Genomic DNA, 17,704 nt, shown 5'->3' with positions numbered 1-17,704 from the left:
CGCATCGTGGCACAGACCACCTCGGTGCTCGAGATCGCCGACGCCGAACTGCTCGGCCCGCGCGGCGCCGCCCGCGTGCAGCGCCGCCGCCGGTACTCGAGCGAGCGCAAGGGCATCGTCTGGCGAACGATCCTCGTCGCCCTCGTCGCGCTCATCGTCATCTTCCCCCTGTACTGGATGCTCGTCGTGGCCTTCTCGCCGCGCGGCGAGGTCTTCGAGCCGGGGCTCCGGCTCTGGCCGAGCACGCTGACGCTCGAGAACTTCGCGAAGGTGTTCGACCGGGTGCCGGTGCTCGACTGGTTCGGCAACTCGGTCGTGATCGGCGGCTTCGTCACCGCGCTCACGGTCATCGTGAACCTGCTCGCCGGCTACGCGTTCGCCAGGCTCCGCTTCCGCGGCCGCAACGGCGTCTTCCTGCTCGGGCTCGCGACGATGATGATCCCCGTGCAGGCGATCATGGTCGCGCAGTTCAAGCTCGTCTCCGGCCTCGGCATCTACGGCACGTACTGGGGCGTCATCCTGCCCGGCGCGGCCGCCGCGTTCGGCATCTTCCTCGCCAGGCAGTTCTTCCTCTCCATCCCCGACGAGGTGATCGAGGCGGCCCGCATCGACGGCGCCGGCCAGCTGCGCATCTTCGTGCAGGTGGTGCTGCCGCTCTGCAAGCCGCTCATCGCGGTGCTGACGCTGCTCACCCTGCTCGGCAGCTGGAACGACTTCGCCTGGCCGCTCATCGCGCTGAAGGACAACGAGCTGTTCACCCTGCCGATCGGTCTGCTGTACCTGAAGAACCAGACCTCGCCGGACTACAACGCGATCATGGCGCTCTCGCTCATCGCGGTGCTGCCGATGGTGCTGCTGTTCGTGTTCTTCCAGCGATACTTCGTCCAGGGCTTCGCGAGGAGTGGAATCAAGTGACCATCAGCTATCTCTGCACGCTGCCGCTGCCCGACGCCTGGTTCGACGAGCTCGCTCGCCGTGTGCCCGGGATCGAGATCGTGCGGGCGGAGTCCGGCGCCGAGGTGCCGGCCGAGACGCTCGGCCGCATCGAGCTGCTGCACACGGGCGACTGGTTCCCGGATGCCGCCGCGGTGCCGGCGCTCCGCGGCGTGCAGCTCGACACCTCGGGGGTCGACCACGTGCGCGGCACCTCGCTCTGGGCGAGCGGCATACCGATCGCGACGCTCGGGGGCATCGCCCCGGTGCCGATGGCCGAGTACGCGATGATGGCGATCCTCGAGCTCGCGCACCGGATGCCTCGCATCGAACGGCATCGCGCCGAGCGCAGCTGGCCGTCGAACGCGGAGCGCCTCGCGACGCTGACCCCGCGGCAGCTCGCCGGCGCGACGGTCGGCATCGTCGGCTACGGCCGGATCGGTCGCGAGATCTCCCGGCTCGCGGAGGTGCTCGGCCTGCGGGTGCTCGGCGTCAGCCGCTCGGGGACCCGCCAGCAGGGCGGCGAGAAGTTCGACACCGGTCGCCGTGCCGCCGCCGACGACCCGGCCGAGCTGTTCCCGATCGACCGGCTCGACGAGGTGCTCGCGCAGAGCGACTTCCTCGTCGTCGTGGTGCCGCTCACCGAGGAGACCCGCGGGCTGATCGGTGAGCGCGAACTGGGTCTGCTGCCCGAGGGGGCGTACGTCGTCAACATCGCGCGCGGCGGCATCGTCGACGAGGCCGCGCTGCTCGCGGGGCTGCGCTCCGGTCGCATCGCGGGGGTGGCGCTCGACGTCTTCGACGAGGAGCCGCTCGGCGCCGACTCGCTCTGGTGGTCGGAACCCGGCGCGCTGATCACGCCGCACGTCGCGGGACTCGCGCCGCTGTACCATGCACAAACGCTCGATCTCGTGGTCGAGAACGTGACTCGACTGGCCGAGCGTCGGCCGCTGGTGAATGAGGTGGATCGTGCAGCCGGGTACTGAGCCCTTGATCGGGCCGAAGCGACAGCGCGAGCTGCTCAACTACATCCGCACCTACGGCGCGGGCTCCGTCAACGAGATGGCGAAGCTGCTCGGCGTCAGCACCTCGACCGTGCGGCGCGATCTGAACGAGCTGCAGGATCGCGGGCTCATCGAGCGCGTGCACGGCGGCGCCGCGCAGGTCGAGGACGACGTCGAGCCGCTCCGGCCGCTCCGTGAGACCGCCTATGCCGAGGAGAAGAAGCGCATCGGCCGCGCCGCCGCCGCGCACGTGCAGCCGAACTCGACGGTGCTCATCACCGGCGGCACCACGACCGAGGCCATGCTGCCCTTCCTCGGCTCGGTGCCGGGGCTCACGGTGCTCACGAACAGCCTGACCGTGGTCAGCCGCCTCGCCCAGTTCCCCGACACCGACATCATCGTGCTCGGCGGGCTCCTGCGGCGGCAGGAGATGAGCCTGCTCGGGCACCTCACGATCTCGGGGCTCGACGAGTTCGGCATCGATCAGGCGTTCACCGGCGCGTTCGGCGTCGACCCGGAGATGGGCGTGACGGGCACGAACCTCTCGGAGACCCAGACCGACCGCTCGCTCGCCTCCTCCGCCGTGCGGCTCACGGTGCTCGCCGACCACTCGAAGCTCGCGAAGCGGGGGCCGGCGAAGCTCGTCCCGACGAGCGGGATCTCGCGCCTCATCGTCGACGACGGCGCGGATGCCGGGGTGCTGGAGCGTCTGCGCGAAGCCGGGGTGACCGTCGAGACATGCTGACCCCGACCTCCCGCCTGGTCGCGGGGCTGGGCGCGAGCCTGCCCTCGATCGCGGCCTTCAACGTCATCACCCTCGAGTACGCCGAGGGCATCGTCGCCGGCGCCGAGCGTGCCGGGCTGCCCGTGCTGCTCTCGGTGAGCCACAACGCCGTGCGCTTCCATGGCGGCCTCGCACCCATCGCGGCGGCCTGCCGCCGGCTCGCCGAGGGCGCCGCGGTACCGGTCGCGCTGCACCTCGACCACTGCGAGTCCGAGGCGCTCGTGCGCGAGTCCGCCGAGCTCGGTTTCGGCTCGGCCATGTTCGACGCCTCCCGGCTGCCGTTCGAGCAGAACGTCGCCGAGACCGCCCGGGTGGCCGCGTTCGGTCGCGCCGCCGGGCTGTGGATCGAGGCCGAGCTCGGCGAGATCGGCGGCAAGGACGGGGCGCACGCGCCGGGCGTCCGCACCGATCCCGCCGAGGCCGCCGCCTTCGTCGCCGCGACCGGCGTCGACGGCCTCGCGGTCGCGGTCGGCACCTCGCACGCGATGACCGACCGCACGGCTCGCCCCGACGACGCGCTCATCGCCCGGCTCGCGGCGGCGGTGCCCGTGCCGCTCGTGCTGCACGGATCCTCCGGCGTCGCCGATGCGGGCATCCGCTCGGCGGTGGCGGCCGGCATCCGCAAGGTCAACGTCGGCACGCAGCTGTCGGCCGCCTACTCCGACGCACTGCGTGCGACGCTCGGCGCGAGCACCGACCCGCGGGCGGCGCTCGCCGCGGCCCGCGAGGCGATCGCCGAGCGCGTCGCGCACCTCCTCGCCGTCATCTCCTCCCCGATCGATCCCCAGAGTTAGGACCACCCATGTCAGCAACCGTGTCCGGGCCGAGCGCCCACGAGGGCGAGCCGAGCGCGGCCGAGCTCCTCGCGGCCGGCGACATCCTCGGCCTCATGCGCGCCTGCCACGACCGCCGGCTCGAGCGCGAGGGCATCCCGATGGTGCTCGGCCTCGCCGACGAGCGCGGCGCCATTCCGGAGGCCGCGACCGCGGCTCAGCTCGCCGAGGGCCGCGCCTTCGCCGAGGTCTTCGAGCGCTACTCGGCCGAGCTCGTGCCGTGGGCGCGCAACGACGACGAGGGCGCCGTCATCACCGCGATGCAGGTGCTCGCGTACACCCATTTCGCGCCCGGTGCGGCGCCCATCTCGGACCCCGCGTCCGGCACGGAAGGATCCCACGCATGACCCGGCCCTCGTTCGACGCGCAGCGCGAGCAACTGCAGCGCGGTCACTTCATCCGCGTCGTGAACTATCACTCCACGCCGCGCGGGGCCCGGGACGAGCTGGCGAAGGAGCTCGCCGGCTTCGCCCGCGACTACGCGCCGGTGACCCTCGACGACCTCGACCGGCTCTTCGAGACCGGCACCTGGCACAAGGACAAGCCGGGCGTCATCCCCGTGTTCTACGAGGGGTACCGGAACTCGGTGACGGTCGCCGCCCCGCTCTGCGACGAGCTCGGCCTCACCGGCTGGTTCCCGATCGCCACGTCCTTCGTGGATTGCGAGCCCGAGCACCAGGAGGCGTTCGCCCGGGCGCACTGGATCTCGCTCGTCGAGGAGGACACGAAGGGCGGCCGCATCGCGATGAACTGGGACGAGGTGGCCGAGATCTCGAAGCGGCACGTCGTGTTCCCGCACACGGCGCACCACGAGGGCTTCGACGGGGTCTTCTCCGACGCCGACCTCGAGCGCGAGGTGGTCGAGTCGAAGCGCCAGCTCGAGGCGGTCACCGGCCAGGAGGCACCGGCGTTCGTCTGGCTGCACGGCTCGTCGTACGGGCAGAGCCCGCGTCACGATCAGGCGGTGCGGGATGCCGGCTACCGCTACCAGTTCGCCAACACGATGATCCACCGCATCAACTAGCGTGCGAGGGGCCGGGCGGGCGCCCGGCCCCTCGTCGGCGCCCGCCGCTTGCGAGGCACTCGTGCACCGCTCACGCGGATTCCGCCCGCTCAGGCCGGCACGCCGCGGTGGCGCAGGAGGCCGTCGTGTTCGCGCCAGACGAGCTCGACCGTGCCGCCGTGCCGGGTCGACGCCGCCGAGCGGGCGGTGCCCGGCAGCGCCCGCTGCAGGGCGCCGAGCTCGCCGAGTAGGCGCCCGGCGCGCTCGTCGTGGAGCGGCGGGCCCTCGCTCGCGGGGTGCCAACTGCGCTCGGGGTAGGGGAGCGGGGCGGACTCGAACGCCGGAGCCCGGCCGTCGCGACCGAGCGTCGCCACGCGGAGCGTCCCGTCGTGGGCGGGATCGTCGAGGCGGAAGCGGGCGACGTCGCTCGCGGCATCCGCCTCGCGCCGGACGAAGGCCGCCTCTGGCGACCAGTACCAGCTCTGCAGCGCGCCCTCGGCGTCGAGGGCGAGCACCTCCAGGTGGTTCGGGCCGATCGGTGACTGCACGATCTGCGCGTCGAGATAGCGCGTGCCCGCAGCGAACCGCAGCCCGGCGCTCCAGCGGCCCGGCGGCACCTCGGGGGTCTGCAGCGGGTCCTCGTCGTGGTCGGCATTGAACCAGAACACCCAGAGGCCGTCGTCGGCGTCGCAGGCGAGGAGCTCGAGGTTTCCGCGGGCGCCGTACACGCCCTGGGCGATGGAGGCCGGCCCGGCGGTGGCGTGATCGGCCCCGACGATCTCGGTCATTTCTGAATGCATCTGCTTATTCTTGCTCATATGTGCCTATTTGTGACACGATGGGCCCATCGTCTTCCCGAAGGAGAGAAATGAGAATCGCCCGCGTCCTCGTCGACGGACAGCCCCGCCTCGTCGTCCGCGACGAGCACTCGACGCGCGTCGCCCCGGTCGGGCGCGACGACGACGCCCTCCAGGTCATCGCCGCCGCGCGAGCCGGCGAGACGGCGGGCTGGGCCGAGCTCGACGTGGAGGGGCTCGAGTTCCTCGCCCCGGTCGCCGGCGCCGGCAAGCTCATCGCCGTCGGGCTGAACTACGTCGACCACACGGCCGAGACCGGGCTGGCCCAGCCCGAGCGACCGCTCACCTTCGCGAAGTACGCGACCTCGCTCACCGGACCGGCGAGCGACGTGATCGTGCCCGACCACCTGACCCAGGGCGTCGACTTCGAGGCCGAGCTCACCCTCCTCATCGGCCGCCGCTGCGGCGGCGAGACGCCCGCCACGCTCGCCGACGTGGCCGCCTACACCGTCGCGAACGACGTCTCGGCGCGCGACGTGCAGTTCGGCGACGTGCAGTGGACCCGCGGCAAGTCCTTCGACACCTTCACGCCGCTCGGGCCCTGGCTCGTCACGCCCGACGAGTTCGGCGAGCCCGGCGGCCACCGCATCTACGCCGAGGTCGACGGCGAGTTGCTGCAGGAGGACGACACCGCCGAGATGATCTTCGACGTGCCGACCATCCTCGCCTTCGTCAGCGACGGCGTGACCCTCGAGCCCGGCGACCTCATCCTCACCGGCACCCCCGCGGGCGCGGGCGGCTTCCGCACCCCGCCGCGCTACCTGCAGCACGGGCAGGTCGTCACCGCGGGTGTGGAGGGCATCGGCGAACTGCGCAACCGCTTCGTCTACCGTTCGCGGCTCGCCGCGTAGCACGCTGGAAGGACTGCGAAGGAGCACCATGAGCATCGACCGTCGAGTACTCGTCCTGATCGGCGCAGGATCCGCCGTGTTCACCCGCGGCCTGCTGGCCGACCTCATCGGCGCCGAGGACCTCGGGGCGTGGGAGATCCGCCTCGTCGACGTCGACCCCGTCGCCCTCGACGTCGCCGCCGACCTCGCCGAGGCGATGGTCGCCGCCCGCGGGGTCGGGGAGACGATCCGCGTGGTCCGGTCCACCGAACGGCGCCAGGTGCTGCCCGGCGCCGACTTCATCGTCACCTGCGTCGGCGTCGGCGGTCGCCCCGCCTGGCAGCTCGACCACGAGATCGTGCAGAAGCACGGCATCTTCCAGCCGGTCGGCGACTCGATCATGCCCGGCGGCATCTCACGCCTCCTCCGCACCACCCCGGTGCTCGTGGAGATCGCGCGCGACATCGCCGAGCTCGCGCCCGAGGCGTTCTTCTTCAACTACTCGAACCCGATGACGGCGAACGTGCAGGCCATCCACCAGCAGACCGGCCTCGACGTCGTCGGACTCTGCCACGGCATGCACCACATCCAGCGCGAGCTCGCCCAGCTCATCGACGCCCCATTCGAGGAGACGTCGACGCTCTACGCCGGCATCAACCACCTCACCTTCATCTACGACTTCCGCTGGAACGGTCGCGACGCCTGGCCGCTGATCCGCGAGCGGGTGCGCCGCGAGCTCGCCGAGGCCCCCGACCCGGCCGACGTCGGCAACATCTTCTACGAGACGCCGACGGCCTGGCACAACCCGTTCGCCTGGGAGCTGTTCGAGCGCTACGGGGCCTTCGCCGCGGCCGGAGACCGGCACGTCGTCGAGTTCTTCCCCGAGCGGTTCGCCTCGGGCGACTACTACGGCAAGCAGCTCGGCATCGACGCGTTCAGCCTGCCGGAGATCCTGGAATGGGGCGAGAACCGCTACCAGGGCATGAAGCGCCAGGCGCTCGGCGAGGAGCCGCTCGACCAGTCCATCTTCGAGCGCTCGGGCGGCGAGCAGGAACAGCTCATCGCCATCATCCGCTCGATCACCTTCGACCGCCGCGAGATGTTCAGCTGCAACGTCGTGAACCGCGGCCTGGTGCCCGGTCTGCCCGAGTGGTCGGCCGTCGAGATCCCCGGGGTCGCCACCGCGCGAGGCATCCGCCCCGTCTCGGTGCCCGACCTCGGCAAGCCGCTCACCGCGATCCTCGCCCGCCGGCTGAGCTCCGTCGACCTCGCGGTCGAGGCGGCGCTCACGGGCGACCGCGGTCTCGTCGTCGAGGCGATGATCGCCGACGGCGCCGTCTCCGACGCCGACCGTGCGGCAGCGCTCGCCGACGAGCTCATCGAGGCCCAGGCCGCGCACCTGCCGAGGTTCGCGTGACCGCCCGCAATCTCGGCAAGGAGGAGCGCGAGGCGGCCGAGCGCGTCGCCGCCGAGGCTGCCGGCACCGCCGCCGAGACCGCCTTCGCCGCTCGCGGCGGCGTGCCCGCGCACGAGTGGGGCGAGGGGTTGCGCAGCCAGCAGTGGTTCGGCGCCGAGGGCAAGACCGGCTTCATGCACCGCTCGTGGCTGCGCAGCGAGGGGCTGCCCGACGACAGCTTCCGCGGCCGGCCGATCATCGGCATCGCGAACTCCTGGAGCGAGCTCACGAGCTGCAACCTGCACCTGCGGGGCCTCGCCGAATACGTGAAACGCGGCATCTGGCAAGCCGGCGGTGTGCCGTTCGAGTTCCCCACCACCTCCGCGGGCGAGCCGATCGTGCGCCCGACGGCGATGCTGCTGCGCAACCTCATGGCTATGGACCTCGAGGAGACCCTGCGCTCGAACCCGCTCGACGGCGTCGTGCTGCTCGCCGGCTGCGACAAGACGACCCCGGCGTACCTGATGGGCGCGGCCTCCGTCGACCTGCCGGCACTGCTCATCACCGGCGGCGCCATGCTGAACGGCAAGCACCGCGGCACCGACATCGGCTCCGGCACCTCGGTGTGGAAGTTCACCGAGGCGCACCGGGCCGGGCTCATCGACGACACCGCGATCACCGAGGCCGAGGGCTGCATGGCCCGCAGCCAGGGGCACTGCCAGACGATGGGCACGGCCTCGACGATGGCGTGCGTCTCCGAGCTCATGGGCATGCAGCTGCCGGGCACCGCGTCGCTTCCCGCGAACGACTCCCGCCGCCAGGCGGCCGCCCACCTGGCCGGCCGGCGCATCGTCGAGATGGTCGCCGAGGACCTGCGGCCCTCGAAGATCCTCACCCGGCAGGCCTTCGAGAACGGCGTGCGGGCGAACGCCGCGCTCGGCGGCTCGACGAACGCCGTCATCCACTTGCTCGCGCTCGCCCGCCGGGTCGGGGTCGAGCTCACCCTCGACGACTTCGACACCCTCGTGCGCGACGTGCCCGTGCTCGCCGACCTCATGCCGAGCGGGCGATTCCTCATGGAGGACTTCGAGTACGCCGGCGGCACGGCGGGCTTCGCCGAGACGCTCGGCGGGCTGCTGCACCGCGACACGCTCACGGTGACCGGCGCGACGCTCGGCGAGAACTACCTCGGCGCCGAGGTCTACAACCGCGAGGTGATCCGCCCGCTCGACCATCCGGTGAAGCCCGTCGGCTCCGGCATCGCCGTGCTGCGGGGCAACCTCGCCCCGCGCGGCGCGGTCATCAAGCAGTCGGCGGCCGACCCGCGGCTCATGCAGCACACCGGCCGCGCGCTCGTCTGGGACTCCCTGCAGGACTACCTCGTGGATGCCGAGGACCCCGAGCTCGACGTCACGCCCGACGACATCCTCGTCGTGCGCAACGTCGGGCCGAAGGGGTACCCGGGCATGCCGGAGGTCGGCAACCTCGCCCTGCCGCGGAAAATCCTCGAGGCGGGCATCACCGACATGGTGCGCATCTCCGACGCCCGCATGAGCGGCACCTCGTACGGCACCGTCGTGCTGCACGTCGTGCCCGAGGCCGCCGCGGGCGGCCCGCTCGCCTTCGTGCGCACGGGCGACACGATCACCCTCGACGTCGCCGGGCGTTCGCTCCACGTGCACGTCCCCGACGAGGAGCTCGAGGCGCGCCGGGTCGGCTGGCAGGCCCCGGTCGTGCCGGGCAGCGAGCGCGGCTGGACGCGACTGTACATCGAGCACGTCACCCAGGCCGACGAGGGGCTCGACCTCGACTTCCTGCAGGGGCGCTCCGGCGCCGCGGTCGGCCCGCAGGCGTTCTGATGGCCGGCGCGGGCGTGCTCGTCGTCGGAGCTTCCGGCATCCTCGCCCCGGCCGCTACGCAGCTCGCGTCGGCCGAGGGCTCCCATGGAGCCGTGACCGGCATCGGCCGGGTGCGGCCGATGCCGGCCTGCGTCGAGGCGATCACGGTGGACGCACAGGATGCCGGCGCGCTCACCCGTGCCCTCGGGGAGCGCCGCTGGGCGCGCGCCATCGTGTACGCCCCGGCGGTGACGGATGCGTCGCTGCCGGTGCTGCGCGCCGCGGTCGACGGGCCCGTGGTGCTGGTGCTCACGAGCGCCGCGGTCGCGCCGCTTCCCGACGCGCCCGAGGCGCCCGCGCCGGCGCCGGCCCCGTGGACGCTGCAGCTCGGCTGGGCGTCCGGTGCCTCCGGTGCGCGCTGGCACACCCCCGAGGAGATCTCCGCGGCTGCGCTGCTGGTGCTCCGCGACGGCCAGGGCCGCACGCTCGGCTCGGTGCGCCCCTGGGCGGAGCGTCCGTGATCCTGTTCCCGGCCCTGTCGCCGAGCCTCGACCTCACCTACGAGGTCGACCGCCTCGAACGCGGTGGCATCACGCGCCCACGCCGGGTCACCGCGGTGCCGGGCGGCAAGGGGCTGAACGCCGCCCGCGTCGCGAGCGCCCTCGGCGGTGCAGTCCGGCTCGTCGTGCCGCTCGGCGGTGCGACCGGGACTCGGGTGGCCGACCTGCTGGCCGCCGAGGGCGTCGAGGCCCGGCTCGTCGAGGTCGCCGGCGAGACCCGCAGCTGCCTCGCGATCGTCGAGGACGGCGACCAACCGACGAGCACGGACCTGTACGAGGCATCCGCCCCGCTCGCCGGGAGGGAGTGGGACGCGCTCGCCGCGGCGATCCGCGCCGAGGCGGCCGAGGCCGCGCCCCGATGGCTCGCGGTGTCCGGCTCCGTTCCGGCCGGGGTGCCGCTCGACGCGCTGGGGGAGCTGCTGCGCGAGCTCCGCGCCGAGACGGGCGCGCACCTTGCTGTCGACACCTCGGGCGCCCCGCTCGCGGCGCTCACCGGGCTCGCGGACCTCGTCAAGGTGAACCTCGGCGAGGCCGCCGAGCTGCTCGGTGCCGTTCCGGCTGATGCGGCCGCCGCCTGCGCGGCGCTCGCCGCGCGCTTCGGAATGGATTCGGTCGTCACCGACGGCGTGCGCGGCGCGGCGGCGCTCCTCGGCGGGGTCGCGTTCACCGTTCCCGCGCCGCGGGCTACCGGCCGATTCCCGGCCGGCAGCGGCGACGCCTTCTTCGGGGCGCTGCTCGGCGCGCTCGACGCCGGCCGCGCGCCCGAGGGCGCGCTCGACGCGGCGCGCGCCGCGGCGGAGCGGAACGCCGCCGTCCCGGGGCAGGGTCGGCTCGCCTGACGCTTCCCGACTTGCCCAACTTTCATGAAAGTCGGGCAACTCGCGCCACTTTCTCCGACTTGCCCAACTTTCATGAAAGTCGGGCAACTCGCGCCACTTTCTCCGACTTGCCCAACTTTCATGAAAGTTGGGCAAGTCAGGAGGGTGGACGTCGCTCCGGCGGTCGGGCAGCGGCGGCGCACGCAGAAGACCCCGGCGGTGCCGGGGTGTCAGCCGAACGTGGGAACGTCAGCCGCGCGTCGCGAGGGAGCCGGCCTCAGGCCCGCTGGGAGCCGTCGCCGGGGACGTAGTGGTCACTGCCGTCGTCGGCATACTCCGACCACTTCGACAGATCTTCTTCGTACTTGTCATCGTCCGAGCCCGCGAGCTCGCGCTCAAGCGCGTTGTAGTCGGTGTCGGGGCTGAAGTACTTCAGCTCCCGTGCGACCTTGGTGTGCTTGGCTTTCTGACGGCCGCGCCCCATGCGTGACCCCCTTACGGCTTCTGGCCGGGCGGAATGTGCTTCGCCCGGCTCGTTCTTGGCGGAAATAGTTCGTGCCGTAAGTTTAGCACCGACGAACGCTCGCCTTCTCGGCTGCGAACCCCCTGATGCTGCTGCACGGAGCGCTCGATCCATGCTGAGATGGAGGGGTGATGTCTTCCCTGCCCGCCCGCGTGAAAGTCGCGGTCGTCGGCGCGGGGCAGGCGGGGCTCTCGGTGGCGTACTACCTACGCCGATTCGAACTCGTCGCCGACGAGGACTTCGTCATGCTCGACCGTGCCCCGGGGCCCGGTGGAGCCTGGCAGCACCGCTGGTCGTCGCTGAAGCTCGGCACCGCGCACAAGGTCAACGACCTGCCCGGCATGGCCGACATAGGGCTCAGCTTCGAGACCGCCGACCGCACTCAGCCGGCCCGCGAGATCGTCGCCGACTACTACCGCCGCTTCGAGGAGCACTACGAGCTGCGCGTGCACCGCCCGATCGAGGTCCGCCGCGTCTCGAACGAGGGCGCCGACCTGCGCATCGACTACCGCGACCTCCGCACGCCCGACGAGCCGGTCCCCGCGCCCGAGGAGCAGCAGGTGCGCGGCTTCTTCGGCCGCCGCCGCAAGACCTTCGCCGTCCCGGTCGCGCCGGCACAGCCCGGCGGCACCCTCGACACGCAGATCCTCGTCAACGCGACCGGAACGTGGGGCTCGCCGTTCGTGCCCTACTACCCGGGAATGACCGAGTTCCGCGGCCGGCACCTGCACACCTCCGACTTCACCGACGCCGAGTCGCTCCGCGGCCAGCACGTCGTGGTCGTCGGTGGCGGCACCTCGGCGATCGGCTTCATGCTCGAGCTCGAAGAGGTCGCGGCATCCCTCACCTGGGTCTCGCGGCGACCGATCGACTGGCTCGACCGGCAGGAGCTCGACCTCGAGGGCGCCTCGGCCGCGGTGGCCGCACAAGACGAGGCGGCGCGCTCCGGGCGGGCGCTGCCCTCCATCGTCAGCGGCACGGGGGTGCCGAAGAACCGCCGCATCGCCGCGGGCATCGAGCGCGGCCTGCTCGTCGCGAAGCCGATGTTCGACCGCATCGAAGAAGACCGGGTGGTCTGGGACGACGGCACCGAGGCGCGCGCCGACGTCATCATCTGGGCGACGGGATTCCGGCCCGAGCTGCGCCACCTCGCCCCGCTGAAGCTGCGCGAGAAGACGGGCGGCGTCACCGTCGGCCAGGGCGCCTCGTGGGGCGACCCGCGGGTGTTCCTCGCCGGCTACGGCCCGCAGGCCTCCACGATCGGGGCGAACCGCGCCGGGCGCATGATCGCCCGGCAGATCATGGCGATGCTGTAACGGGTCAGCCAGCCAGCCAGCCAGCCAGCTACGCAGCCGGCGCGCCCGGCCCCTGCGCCTGGCGCACCGCGCCGACCGAGGCCGCGATCACGAGCGCGACGGCGAGCCCGCCGACCCAGGTGAAGTGCTGGCCGAGCAGCACCAACCCGGTGAGCGTGGCGATCGCCGGAGCGAGGCTCATCAGCACCGCGAAGGCGCCGGCACGGAGCCGGCGCAGGGCGACGAGCTCCAGGGCGTACGGGATCGTCGAGGACAGCACCGCGACCGCGGCGCCGAGGCCCAGCACCTCCGGCCGCAGCAGCACCGCGCCCGAGCTCGCGATGCCGAACGGCAGCACCGCGATCGCCCCGACGGCCATCGCCAGGGCGAGCCCCTCGAAGCGCGGGAACCGCCGCCCGGTGCGCGCCGACAACAGGATGTAGCCCGCCCACGTCGCCCCGGCGCCCGCCGCGAACCCGACGCCGAGCGGGTCGAGGTGGCCGAAGCTGCCCTGACCGAGCAGCACGACGCCGACCGCGGCGAGCCCGGCCCACAGCCACGAGGAGGCGCGCCGGCCCGTGATCACCGAGAGCGCGAGCGGCCCGAGCACCTCGATCGTCACGGCCGCGCCCAGCGGGATGCGTTCGAGCGAGAGGTAGAACAGCGCGTTCATGAGGGCGAGCACGAGCCCGAAGCCGGCGACCGTCAGCCAGTCGGCGCCACTGCGGCCACGCAACCGTGGCCGGGCGATCGCGAGCAGGATGACGGCCGAGAACACCAGGCGGAGGCTCACCATGCCGAGCGGGCCGACCGTGGGGAACAGGATCACGGCGATCGCTGCGCCGACCTCCTGACAGGCGAGGCCGAGCACGACGAGCGAGGTCGCCGCGACGGCACCGCCGCGCGCCGCCGAGGGTGGTGTCACGCGCCGTCGCGGGCGGGGCCGCCGAAGACGCCCGCGGTGACGGTGGCGTAGGAGGCGGCGACGACGCGTTCGAGCACCGCCAGGTCGAGCTGCTCCAGGTCTTTCAGGTAGAGGCATCCGACGCCCGTGGTGTGCGGGCCGAGCGCCGCGAGCTCCGCCTCATAGCCGCCGACGCCGTCGGCGAGGTAGATCGTGGTCGCGGGCTTCCGGGGCGAGAACGCGGCGGCCGGGGCGTCGCCCTCCCGGCCGCTGGGATAGCGGTAGTGGTACTCGCCGAAGGCGACGATCGACGGGCCCCACATCTTGGCCGGCTCGCCCGTCACGCGCGACATCAGCGAGAGCAGCGTCTCGGCGTCGCGGCGCCGCACCGGGTGCGTCACGCCGTCGAGGAAGGCGCGCACCGAGGCATCCAGGGTCATGCTCGCGAGCCTACCGCCGGCGGTTCGCGCCCGAGCCCTGGACCGGACGCCTGGGCACCGGGCGCACCGGCTCGCCACGGCGGTCCTGACCGGGCAGCGGCCTGGAGCGGCGGCCGTAGATCATGTCGCTCGAGTCGAGCAGCCACGGCACGAGCGCGACGGTGACGCCGTGCACGAGCATGAGCTTCTGCCGGATGCGCCGCGCCTTGTGGTTGTGCAGGATGTTCTCCCACCAGTGGCCCACGATGTACTGCGGCATGTACACGGTCACGACCTCGGAGCCGTGCTCCTCGCGATGCTGCTTGATGTACGTGATCAGGGGGTAGCTGAGGTCGCGGTACGGCGAGGCGAGGATGCGCAGCTTCACGTGGATGTTCTGCTTCACCCAGTCCCGCTTCAACTGCTTCGTCTGCTCCTCGTCGATCGACACGTGCACCGCCTCGATGCTGTCGTGTTTCGCCGCGATGGCGTAGTCGAGCGCCTTCAGCGTCGGCTTCTGCATCCGCCCGACGAGCACGATCGCGTGATCGCCCGCCGCCCCGAACCTCGTCGTCGCGTCGACCTCGATCTCGCGTTCGACGTCGCGGTAGTAGCGGTGCACGCCGAGCATCAGGAGGAACAGGATCGGCATCATCAGGAAGACCATCCACGCGCCGTGGGTGAACTTCGTGATCGTCACGACGATGAGCACCACCGCGGTGAGGCTCGCGCCGAAGGCGTTGATGCAGAGCGAGCGGATCATCGCCCCGCGCGTCATCGGCCGCTCGTCGTCGGCGGTGGGCCCCGGCCGACCGCGCTTGCGGTGAGCGGTGCGGGGCTGGCGGAGGAGCCGGATCCAGTGGCGCACCATGCCGGACTGACCGAGCGTGAACGACACGAACACCCCGATGATGTACAGCTGGATCAGGAGCGTGAGGTTCGCCTGGAAGATCACCAGGATGATCGCCGCCGCCGTCGCGAGGATGATGACGCCGTTCGAGTAGATCAGCCGGTCGCCGCGCGTCGACAGCGACTTCGGCGCGTAGCCGTCGCGGGCGAGCACCGAGCCGAGCAGCGGGAAGCCGTTGAACGCGGTGTTCGCCGCGAGGAGCAGCACGAGCGCGGCGGCCGCCTGGATGACGAAGAACAGGATCGAGCCGTTCCCGAACACCGCGGACGCGATCTGCGCGATGAGGCTCGGCTGCGGCGCGGTCGCGCACTCCTCCCAGCCGATCAGGCTGCACGGGTCCTCGGCGTAGTGCACGCCGGAGACGAGCGCGAGCGTGGTGAGCCCGATGAAGAGCACGATCGCGAGACCGGCCATCATCATCAGCGTCTTCTGGGCGTTCCGCACCTTCGGGCGACGGAAGGCGGGCACGCCGTTCGCGACGGCCTCGACGCCGGTCAGGGCGGAGCATCCGCTCGCGAACGAACGCAGCAGGAGCAGCACGAACGCCGCCTGCGCGAGCTGCTCGCCCTCGACCTGGTACGCCGCGGACTCGGCCACCGGCGGGTTGCCCATCAGGATCTGCACGAGCCCCGTGCCGATGAGCAGCAGCACGCTCCCCGCGAAGAGGTAGGTCGGCACGGCGAAGGCCTTGCCGGACTCGCTCACGCCGCGGAGGTTCACTGCGGCGAGCAGCACGACGAAGAGCACGGCGAGCTCCACCCGCCACGGGTTCAGCTCGGGGAACGCGGAGATGATGTTGTCGACGCCCGAGGCGACCGAGACGACGACCGTCATCACGTAGTCGACGAGCAGGGCGGATGCCACGAGCACCCCGGCCTTCTCGCCGAGGTTCTTGTGCGCCACCTCGTAGTCGCCGCCGCCCGAGGGGTACGCGCGGATCAGCTGCCGGTAGCTGAGCGCCACCGTCGCGAGGAGCAGCACCACGACCGCCGCCACCCAGGGGGCGAACGCGAGGAACGCGAGTCCGCCCGCCGTGAGCACCATGAGGAGCTCCTGCGGGGCGTAGGCCACCGAGGAGAGGGCGTCGCTCGCGAACACGGGCAACGCCACGCGCTTCGGAAGGAGCTGCCCCTCGAGTCGCTCGGTGGGCAGCGGGTCGCCGATGATCCAGTGCTTCGGCGACTTCAGTTCTGCGGGCGGTTCCCCCGCCTCATTCGTCACGGCGGATGACACTACACCCGCTGCGGCCGCTGTCAAGTCGGCTTGCTACCCTTGACCGCGATCCCGCCCATCGGCGGGGGCTCCCGCCGGATCCTCGGCGGGTCGAGACGCCCAGAACGGACCGAGACGTGACCCGTGCGACGCAGCTCGCGCGCGGTGCCGCCGCCGCAGCGGTGGCCCTGTTCCTCGCGGCGTTCTCGCACGGCGTCGCCGCGGGGGAGGCGCCCGGCTGGCCCGGGTTCGCGCTCGCCGTGTTCGTCGCGCTCGTCGTGTCGGTCGCGCTCGTCGGCCGGCGCAGCTCGCCGGTGCGGGTCGTGCTCGCCACCGCGGCGAGCCAGCTCGTCTTCCACCTGCTCTTCTCGGTCGGCGCAGGCGGCGGTGGCGGCGCACTGCTCCGGGTCTCCGGGGATGCGCACCACCCGACCGTCACGGTGCTGCCGGATGCCTCGGGGGTCGCTCCCGCACCCGGCGGTGCCGTCGCCGGCACTGCCGCTGCCGCTGCCGGGCACGGGCACACGGACGCCGCGATGCTCGCCGGCCACCTTCTCGCCTGGCTCGTCACCGTCGCCTACCTGCTCGCCGTCGAGGCCGCCGCCTGGCGCGCCCTCCGCCGGGCCGCCCGGGCCGTGCTGGCCAGGGTCGTGGGGGAGGCATCCGCTCTCGCCGCCGTTCCGGCTCCCGCCGGCCCGCTCGTGCAGCCTCGCGCTCGCGACCGCGCGCGCCTGCGCGGCCGCCAGCTGATCGCCCAACTCCGGCACCGCGGCCCGCCGCCCGTCCCCGCCTTCGCTTGAACCTGCCGCATCGCGGCCACCACTCGCGTCCGCGCCGCCGCGCGCGCCGGACGCATTGAAGACGGGATATTCCATGCACCGCACTGCCACCACCACGGCCCCGGCCATCTCGCCCCGCCGGCTGCTCGCCCTCGGCGTGATCGCGCTCGCCGCGGGCGCCTGGCTCGGCCTCGCGAACGCCCAATCGGCCTCGGCGCACGACGAGCTCATCGCATCGAGCCCGGAGCCCGGCCAGGTGCTCGACGCCTCGCCCGCCGAGGTGAAGCTCACCTTCTCGGACGACATCATCCCCGTGGGCACCGCGATCGAGGTCGTCGACCACCACGGCGAGGTCATCGACTCGGGTGAGGCCGTCGTCGCCGGCCCCGACGTGACCGCGACGCTGCCCGCCGACCTCTCCGGCGACTACCAGGTCCGCTGGCGCGCGGTCTCGAGCGACGGGCACGTCATCGACGGCACGATCGACTTCGGCGTCGGACCGGACGCGACCGGCGCCTGGACCGAGGAGGCGCCGCACGACACGGCGGCGAGCGACGGGCTCGACGACACGGCCGCCGAGGGGCAGGACGAGGCATCCGCCGGCCCCGACGGCTGGGCCGTCGCCGGCATCGCGGGCGGCCTCGTCGGCGTCGCGGCACTCGTCGCCGCGCTCGTCGTCTTCGCCCGGGCCCGCCGCCGCGACCCGAACGCCTAGCCAAGCTGCCTGCCCCTCCCCCTCGAGTTGCCCGACTTTCATGAAAGTCGGGCAACTCGAGGGGTGGGGCGAGCGGGTGGTGAGCGAGTTG

19 protein-coding genes are annotated in these 17,704 nt (G+C 72.4%); 14 read left to right on the top strand and 5 right to left on the bottom strand.

The genetic code is table 11. The annotated features are described in order from the left end of the window. Positions 1–6: 6 nt before the first annotated feature. Genes M3147_RS08330 through M3147_RS08305 form a run of 6 tightly spaced genes read left to right on the top strand, consistent with a single transcriptional unit; the run spans position 7 to position 4,578 of the window. Positions 7–915 (top strand): carbohydrate ABC transporter permease, encoded by a 909-nt coding sequence (locus M3147_RS08330; RefSeq protein WP_251203007.1) that lies wholly within the window; start codon positions 7–9, stop codon positions 913–915. Continuing rightward, the gene (locus tag M3147_RS08325) at positions 912–1,919 is read left to right on the top strand and encodes a D-2-hydroxyacid dehydrogenase (RefSeq protein ID WP_251203006.1); all 1,008 of its coding nucleotides are present in this window, start codon (positions 912–914) and stop codon (positions 1,917–1,919) included. The genes M3147_RS08330 and M3147_RS08325 overlap by 4 nt, the downstream gene beginning before the upstream one ends. Continuing rightward, entirely contained in the window at positions 1,903–2,682 is a 780-nt protein-coding gene (locus M3147_RS08320; RefSeq protein ID WP_251203005.1) for a DeoR/GlpR family DNA-binding transcription regulator, read from the top strand. Before M3147_RS08325 ends, M3147_RS08320 begins: the two co-directional genes overlap by 17 nt. Continuing rightward, positions 2,676–3,515: a class II fructose-bisphosphate aldolase gene (locus M3147_RS08315; RefSeq protein WP_251203004.1), complete on the top strand. Its 840-nt coding sequence runs from the start codon at positions 2,676–2,678 to the stop codon at positions 3,513–3,515. Before M3147_RS08320 ends, M3147_RS08315 begins: the two co-directional genes overlap by 7 nt. Positions 3,516–3,523: 8 nt before the next feature. Then, positions 3,524–3,901 (top strand): hypothetical protein, encoded by a 378-nt coding sequence (locus M3147_RS08310; protein ID WP_251203003.1) that lies wholly within the window; start codon positions 3,524–3,526, stop codon positions 3,899–3,901. Then, a complete protein-coding gene (locus M3147_RS08305) occupies positions 3,898–4,578 on the top strand; it encodes a polysaccharide deacetylase family protein (RefSeq protein ID WP_251203002.1) in 681 nt (226 codons plus the stop codon). The genes M3147_RS08310 and M3147_RS08305 overlap by 4 nt, the downstream gene beginning before the upstream one ends. Positions 4,579–4,667: 89 nt before the next feature. On the opposite strand, the gene M3147_RS08300 is transcribed toward M3147_RS08305, so the two are convergent. Beyond that, positions 4,668–5,345 carry a hypothetical protein gene (locus M3147_RS08300; protein WP_251203001.1) on the bottom strand — a complete coding sequence of 226 codons (678 nt, stop codon included), beginning with the start codon at positions 5,343–5,345 and terminating at the stop codon, positions 4,668–4,670. An 80-nt stretch (positions 5,346–5,425) separates the two neighbouring features. Here M3147_RS08300 and M3147_RS08295 point away from each other — a divergent pair, with 80 nt between their 5' ends. From M3147_RS08295 to M3147_RS08275, 5 genes are read left to right on the top strand one after another with little or no spacing between them, the layout of a single operon-like run. Then, positions 5,426–6,265 (top strand): fumarylacetoacetate hydrolase family protein, encoded by an 840-nt coding sequence (locus M3147_RS08295; protein ID WP_251203000.1) that lies wholly within the window; start codon positions 5,426–5,428, stop codon positions 6,263–6,265. 28 nt (positions 6,266–6,293) lie between these two features. After that, the gene (locus M3147_RS08290; protein ID WP_251202999.1) at positions 6,294–7,661 is read left to right on the top strand and encodes a family 4 glycosyl hydrolase; all 1,368 of its coding nucleotides are present in this window, start codon (positions 6,294–6,296) and stop codon (positions 7,659–7,661) included. Next, positions 7,658–9,499 carry an IlvD/Edd family dehydratase gene (locus tag M3147_RS08285; RefSeq protein WP_251202998.1) on the top strand — a complete coding sequence of 614 codons (1,842 nt, stop codon included), beginning with the start codon at positions 7,658–7,660 and terminating at the stop codon, positions 9,497–9,499. The genes M3147_RS08290 and M3147_RS08285 overlap by 4 nt, the downstream gene beginning before the upstream one ends. Beyond that, positions 9,499–9,999, top strand: coding sequence for a hypothetical protein (locus M3147_RS08280; RefSeq protein ID WP_251202997.1), 501 nt, complete (start codon positions 9,499–9,501; stop codon positions 9,997–9,999). The genes M3147_RS08285 and M3147_RS08280 overlap by 1 nt, the downstream gene beginning before the upstream one ends. Then, entirely contained in the window at positions 9,996–10,877 is an 882-nt protein-coding gene (locus M3147_RS08275; protein ID WP_251202996.1) for a 1-phosphofructokinase family hexose kinase, read from the top strand. The genes M3147_RS08280 and M3147_RS08275 overlap by 4 nt, the downstream gene beginning before the upstream one ends. A gap of 256 nt (positions 10,878–11,133) precedes the next feature. Here M3147_RS08275 and M3147_RS08270 read toward each other — a convergent pair whose 3' ends face one another. After that, positions 11,134–11,340, bottom strand: coding sequence for a DUF3073 domain-containing protein (locus tag M3147_RS08270; protein WP_243570394.1), 207 nt, complete (start codon positions 11,338–11,340; stop codon positions 11,134–11,136). Between the two features lie 170 nt (positions 11,341–11,510). Here M3147_RS08270 and M3147_RS08265 point away from each other — a divergent pair, with 170 nt between their 5' ends. Beyond that, positions 11,511–12,695, top strand: a complete 1,185-nt coding sequence (locus M3147_RS08265) for an NAD(P)-binding domain-containing protein (RefSeq protein ID WP_251202995.1) — start codon at positions 11,511–11,513, stop codon at positions 12,693–12,695. Positions 12,696–12,723: 28 nt separating this feature from the next. Here the strand turns inward: M3147_RS08265 and M3147_RS08260 are convergent, their stop codons facing one another. From M3147_RS08260 to M3147_RS08250, 3 genes are read right to left on the bottom strand one after another with little or no spacing between them, the layout of a single operon-like run. After that, a complete protein-coding gene (locus tag M3147_RS08260; RefSeq protein WP_251202994.1) occupies positions 12,724–13,599 on the bottom strand; it encodes an EamA family transporter in 876 nt (291 codons plus the stop codon). After that, entirely contained in the window at positions 13,596–14,018 is a 423-nt protein-coding gene (locus M3147_RS08255) for a DUF1801 domain-containing protein (RefSeq protein WP_251202993.1), read from the bottom strand. The genes M3147_RS08260 and M3147_RS08255 overlap by 4 nt, the downstream gene beginning before the upstream one ends. Positions 14,019–14,028: 10 nt before the next feature. Further along, on the bottom strand, positions 14,029–16,128 hold the full coding sequence (locus M3147_RS08250) for an APC family permease (RefSeq protein WP_251202992.1): 2,100 nt from the start codon (positions 16,126–16,128) through the stop codon (positions 14,029–14,031). Between the two features lie 128 nt (positions 16,129–16,256). Here M3147_RS08250 and M3147_RS08245 point away from each other — a divergent pair, with 128 nt between their 5' ends. Together M3147_RS08245 and M3147_RS08240 are read left to right on the top strand one after the other, a co-directional pair. Further along, complete coding sequence (locus tag M3147_RS08245; protein WP_251202991.1) at positions 16,257–16,919, top strand: hypothetical protein; 663 nt, start codon at positions 16,257–16,259, stop codon at positions 16,917–16,919. Between the two features lie 73 nt (positions 16,920–16,992). Next, positions 16,993–17,613: a copper resistance CopC family protein gene (locus M3147_RS08240; protein WP_251202990.1), complete on the top strand. Its 621-nt coding sequence runs from the start codon at positions 16,993–16,995 to the stop codon at positions 17,611–17,613. Positions 17,614–17,704 lie beyond the last annotated feature (91 nt).

Source organism: Agromyces mediolanus (assembly GCF_023715325.1).
In the GTDB taxonomy this organism is placed as follows: domain Bacteria; phylum Actinomycetota; class Actinomycetes; order Actinomycetales; family Microbacteriaceae; genus Agromyces; species Agromyces mediolanus_A.
Note: the sequence above shows the minus strand (reverse complement) of the source record. Positions and strands in the feature narration are given on the sequence as shown.

Excerpts from the sequence above, each read along its gene's own strand:
- M3147_RS08315 (WP_251203004.1), top strand. The coding sequence starts at position 2,676 with ATGCTGACCCCGACCTCCCGCCTGGTCGCGGGGCTGGGCGCGAGCCTG.
- M3147_RS08270 (WP_243570394.1), bottom strand. The coding sequence starts at position 11,340 with ATGGGGCGCGGCCGTCAGAAAGCCAAGCACACCAAGGTCGCACGGGAG.
- M3147_RS08305 (WP_251203002.1), top strand. The coding sequence starts at position 3,898 with ATGACCCGGCCCTCGTTCGACGCGCAGCGCGAGCAACTGCAGCGCGGT.
- M3147_RS08265 (WP_251202995.1), top strand. The coding sequence starts at position 11,511 with ATGTCTTCCCTGCCCGCCCGCGTGAAAGTCGCGGTCGTCGGCGCGGGG.
- M3147_RS08280 (WP_251202997.1), top strand. The coding sequence starts at position 9,499 with ATGGCCGGCGCGGGCGTGCTCGTCGTCGGAGCTTCCGGCATCCTCGCC.
- M3147_RS08255 (WP_251202993.1), bottom strand. The coding sequence starts at position 14,018 with ATGACCCTGGATGCCTCGGTGCGCGCCTTCCTCGACGGCGTGACGCAC.
- M3147_RS08240 (WP_251202990.1), top strand. The coding sequence starts at position 16,993 with ATGCACCGCACTGCCACCACCACGGCCCCGGCCATCTCGCCCCGCCGG.
- M3147_RS08290 (WP_251202999.1), top strand. The coding sequence starts at position 6,294 with ATGAGCATCGACCGTCGAGTACTCGTCCTGATCGGCGCAGGATCCGCC.
- M3147_RS08310 (WP_251203003.1), top strand. The coding sequence starts at position 3,524 with ATGTCAGCAACCGTGTCCGGGCCGAGCGCCCACGAGGGCGAGCCGAGC.
- M3147_RS08300 (WP_251203001.1), bottom strand. The coding sequence starts at position 5,345 with ATGACCGAGATCGTCGGGGCCGATCACGCCACCGCCGGGCCGGCCTCC.
- M3147_RS08295 (WP_251203000.1), top strand. The coding sequence starts at position 5,426 with ATGAGAATCGCCCGCGTCCTCGTCGACGGACAGCCCCGCCTCGTCGTC.